The 4605-nt window shown below is 48.9% G+C and carries 4 protein-coding genes; 2 read left to right on the top strand and 2 right to left on the bottom strand.

Annotation, left to right across the window (positions count from 1 at the left end; all coding sequences use genetic code 11):
• Window positions 1-140 precede the first annotated feature (140 nt).
• Window positions 141-647 (bottom strand): SH3 domain-containing protein, encoded by a 507-nt coding sequence (locus I5W_RS05730; RefSeq protein WP_148289041.1) that lies wholly within the window; start codon window positions 645-647, stop codon window positions 141-143.
• Between the two features lie 86 nt (window positions 648-733).
• Window positions 734-1231 carry a hypothetical protein gene (locus tag I5W_RS05725; protein ID WP_044528520.1) on the bottom strand — a complete coding sequence of 166 codons (498 nt, stop codon included), beginning with the start codon at window positions 1229-1231 and terminating at the stop codon, window positions 734-736.
• Window positions 1232-1466: 235 nt separating this feature from the next.
• Here I5W_RS05725 and I5W_RS05720 point away from each other — a divergent pair, with 235 nt between their 5' ends.
• Both I5W_RS05720 and I5W_RS05715 read left to right on the top strand, forming a co-directional pair.
• Window positions 1467-3314 carry an ATP-binding protein gene (locus I5W_RS05720; protein ID WP_044528519.1) on the top strand — a complete coding sequence of 616 codons (1848 nt, stop codon included), beginning with the start codon at window positions 1467-1469 and terminating at the stop codon, window positions 3312-3314.
• Between the two features lie 97 nt (window positions 3315-3411).
• Window positions 3412-4605: restriction endonuclease (locus I5W_RS05715; RefSeq protein WP_374702118.1), on the top strand; the 1194-nt coding region annotated here is incomplete at its 3' end.

The following is a 4605-nucleotide window of genomic DNA, read 5'->3' as shown; positions in this document are numbered from 1 at the left end:
GGCCCTTCAGCCCACACTCCCGTCGGCATTTCTCGTATCAAGTGCACACTTGACGCATGGGATCATGATTTCCATTTGGTTTTCTTTTATCGATGTCTGGTCGGTCCAGTCACAGGCTGTTTTGTAGTTGAAATTTCGGTTCAGCTGAATTTTCTGAGATGGCGAGCAAATACCCAGCCACGAATCTCCAGCTGGTTCTCCTCATCCGTCCAGTGAATCAGGGCGAAGTCCCCCTCCTTCTTGATTAGTTTTACGGCCGCACCAAACGACAAACGCGCAATTTCCGGCGACTGCGCCCTCGGATTTTGATGAACAACTAGAACGCTGGTGGAGACGTAACGATACTCTGAGAGTAATCCAGATGAGCCTACCGCTGTGCGCACCGTCTCCTGTACAATTTTCTGAGCCACTTTCGGACTTTCATCCAAAATTGCCGGCGCGCAATACCCCATAATTGCACCAATGATTCCTGACACAAGCCAATCCATTATTTTTTTAAAGTAGACCCAGAGAACGATTTGCATCTCTGGTGTCTTCTGGGCCTGTATAGCATCAATAATCTGAGTGACAGCCTCTTCTAATGACTTCGGGTCAGAACTAGTCTGCGCCAAATTTTCGACGACACGCTTAGCTTCTCTAATTTCCAATTTGCCGCCGTCGAAATCGGCGACACTTGCATCTAAAACTGTCTCCCAGTGGTCATCTAGCGATTTCCTCGCTGCATCGGCAGCCGCTAGAGCGGAATGTGCCCACCCGGTTTTTTTACAATTTCCTGAATTGCGACACCTCCAAATGCGTGACGCTGCAGGTTCGCAATATACTCTGGGACTTCCCTCAGCTCAGCTAAAGACTTCTGAAACTGTCTGACTGAGTCGCCATACATATCAAAATCAATCATCTGCGGCCGTAGGAACTCATTTTTGAAGTGCGTCGGTCTGCTTAATTCATTTTGCACCAGCTCCCGAATTGCGTGAGAGGCAGAAGATATCTGGGTAAATGTGTCACGAAGATTGTCTTGCACAGTAATTTGGCGATTTATCTCTCGTATCGCTCGTACTGAATCGGACTCAAACATCCTTGCCACCTGGGCTGCCGATGACACACTGCGGGCTATTTCACTCAGCCCATGAAACTGTTGGAACGGGAAAGCCGCAGCCTCACACTGTGCGCGAAGCCTCTCTACCGCGCTGTTATTGGCGAACTCAAACGTGGAATTGGTGATTTTCTTCATGATTGAGAAAGTGATCTAGATCTGGACACGACGTAGATAGAGGTATCTGAGTCGTAAATACTTCAATGAATTGAGAATGCTTTTGCGTGGAGCTCCACCCCGGCACTGCGCGGCCCAGCATTCATAGACTTTTTTACTTGAACTAAGGTAATCAGCCAATTCAGACTACATGGACAGTTACCTTTCAGCTGATGTAACGTTATCTAATCTCAAAACAACATACGGGGATTAAGATATGAAGCTGGAAGGAGTTCTGATAAGCAATTTTAGGTGCTATCGTGCGGCGTTTTATGTTCCGATCGACATCCTGACATGCATTATCGCCAAAAATGACGCGGGAAAATCGACAGTTCTTGAAGCGCTAGATGCCTTTTTCAATCTAGAGAAGCTAGATGCTGAAGATAGATCAATTGGAGCTCGAAACGCGGACGCGATTGAAATTACCTGTTTCTTTAGCTCGATTCAGGCGACGCTAATTCTAGACTCCGATGCCTTGATATCGCCGGCGACCGAATACCTTCTCAACGCGCAAGGCCAGCTTGAGGTAACAAAGAAATTTACTGGGGCGACGCCTAAATGCGAACACGTATTTGTAAAGGCGCTTCACCCAACCGCCCCTCGCTTTAACGATCTATTCGACCTCTCCATCGCCGAGCTACGGCGGCGCGCACAAGAACTTAACGTTGATCTCCAAGGAGTTAATCAGACAATTAAGTCAGCACTTCGGCATGCGATCTGGAGCTCTGTACCTCAAGCAGACTTGGAGCTTCAAGAGGTAGCAATCGAAATCAAAAGCACAATCTGGAAGCCGCTACAAAACGCACTCCCACTTTACCAACTCTTCCGCTCCGACCGCCCAAGTTCGGACCAAGATGCGGAAGCTCAAGACCCAATCAAGTTCGCTATCCGTGAAGCAATCGTTGGTAGAGAAGCAGAACTTAATGCTATTGGCGCATACGTGCGAGATCAAGTGGCCGCAGTGACACACGCAACGATCGAGAAGTTACGCGAAATGGATCCCGGCCTCGCGGCTGAGCTCAACCCAGTATTTTCGCCGTTCAACTGGGCGAAGGGTTTCGCCGTATCACTTACCGGGGAGGGGCAGATCCCCTTGAACAAGCGAGGGAGCGGCGTGAGAAGGCTATTCCTGGTTAACTTCTTTAGAGCCAAAGCCGAACAGCTGGCAAACGGCCGAGGTGCACCAGACATCATTCTTGCAATCGAGGAACCAGAAACGTCGCAACACCCAAACAATCAACTTGTTTTGCTGGAAGCATTGATCGAACTATCCCAGTCTCCGTCGACGCAAGTCTTGATGACGACCCATAATCCGCTCATCGCCCGACGAATCAATCAGGAACAGTTACGCTTCATCGAGATTAATCAGAATGGAGAGCGCTCTCTAGCGCCGTCTAGTCCTGATGCTGTCATCCGCCTCCGTGAGACCCTTGGTGTCCTCCCAAACCACGAAGTCCGCGTTTTCGTTGGTGTGGAAGGGCCAAATGATATTGAATTTCTCAATCGAATTTCGGGGATTCTTTCTGCTACTGAACAAGATATCCCAAACCTCCAAGATGCTGAGGCTAATGGAAAATTGATCTACATTCCAATGGGAGGCTCTACGCTGGAGCTATGGACAAATCGATTGCAAGGCCTAGCCGTAGCCGAAGTACACATCATGGATCGGGACAATCCACCACCACAGCTCCCTAAATACCACGAAGCTGCAGCCCGGGTAAACGCTCGGGGTGGCGCCTGCATGGCATATACCACTACATGCAGGGAGATGGAAAATCTCCTTCACTTTGAGGCGATTCAAGAGGCGCTAAATGTAAATCTCGGTGTCATTGCCGCGTTCGATGACGTTCCGACCAGAGTCGCAGAAGAGATTCATGCTGCGTCAGGCTCACCAAATGCATGGGTCACGCTCGATGCAGAAAAACGTTCCAAAAAAGCCAGTAATGCTAAACGTAGATTGAATCGTGACGCAGTTGACAGGATGACCGCTGAAAGGTTGACCGTGTCGGATGTCAACGACGAGGTACGATCATGGTTACGGGAAATCGGTCAGTATCTAGTCTGAATGGGCATTTTTCCGGCTGGGAGAATTTAGCCATCAGGGCATTGGAATTCATAAAGGGTGGGTCTTCTCCTTGATGATTTGAAATCTAAGATAAAGGATGGCTGCTGCAAGCCAAGCCTTTAAGATAAAAAGGCCTCAGATTTTCATGTTTCATCTTCACACTATAGGCTGGCACAGTTTCCAACAATTATGCCTGTCCGTCTCGCGCGAAGTTCTTGGGCAAACTGTTCAGTCCTTCCTCGACTCGAATGATGGAGGCCGAGATGGCGCATTTGCGGGCTCCTGGCGCCAACAAAACGATGAGTCGCTTTCTGGTCGATTCGTTATCCAATGTAAATTCACCTCTCGCGTCGGCTATAACCTGACACCTTCCGATCTCGAAGAGGAGTTCGAGAAAGTAGCTCGATTAGTCAGCAAGAACGAATGTGATGTTTACATTTTAATGACGAATGCGGGCGTTTCTGCCGAGACCGATCTGAAAATAAAGAAGAGATTGGAAGAGGCTGGCGTTAAAGAAATTCGTATATTTGGCGTCGACTGGCTGGAGGCTCAGATCCTTGAAAGTAAACATTTAAGGATGATGGTGCCGAGGGTTTATGGACTTGGCGACCTAAGCCAGATCCTAGACGAACGGGCTTATGCACAGGCCACAGCGGTACTTGAATCTATGCGCGAAGATTTGGCAAAAGTCGTTCTGACGGAATCCTATCGAAAAGCTGCCCGAGCACTCAATACACACGGCTTCGTACTTCTCGTCGGTGAGCCTGCTTCAGGAAAAACGACCATAGCATCGCTACTTGCAATGTCATCTGCTGACCAGTGGGGAGCGTCAGTGATTAAGTTGCCGACGCCCAAATCGATCGTCGATCATTGGAACCCCAAGGAACCCACCCAACTTTTTTGGATCGACGATTGCTTCGGAGTCACTCAGTATGAAAGCGGCCTTGTTTCCGATTGGAACCACGTTCTTAACGAGGTGAAGGCGCTACTTCGTAGCGACAGTCGTGTCGTGATGACATCAAGGGACTACATCTATAACCGTGCGCGGAAAGATCTGAAGGAAAGTGCCTTTCCTCTACTTCAGGAAAGTCAGGTTGTCATTGATGTGCACGAACTTACTGCGGACGAACGGCGCCAAATTCTATATAACCATTTGAAGCTGGGGAGACAATCTCGTGAATTTCTCGCCGCAGCCAAGCCACATCTAGAGTCTGTGGCAGATCACAGCAGGTTCATACCGGAGATTGCTAGAAGGCTCGCAGATCCGTTTCTCACAAAAAATCTTCATTTG

It is taken from the genome of Herbaspirillum sp. B65 (assembly GCF_000333555.1).
GTDB lineage: Bacteria > Pseudomonadota > Gammaproteobacteria > Burkholderiales > Burkholderiaceae_D > Herbaspirillum > Herbaspirillum rubrisubalbicans.
Note: the sequence above shows the minus strand (reverse complement) of the source record. Positions and strands in the feature narration are given on the sequence as shown.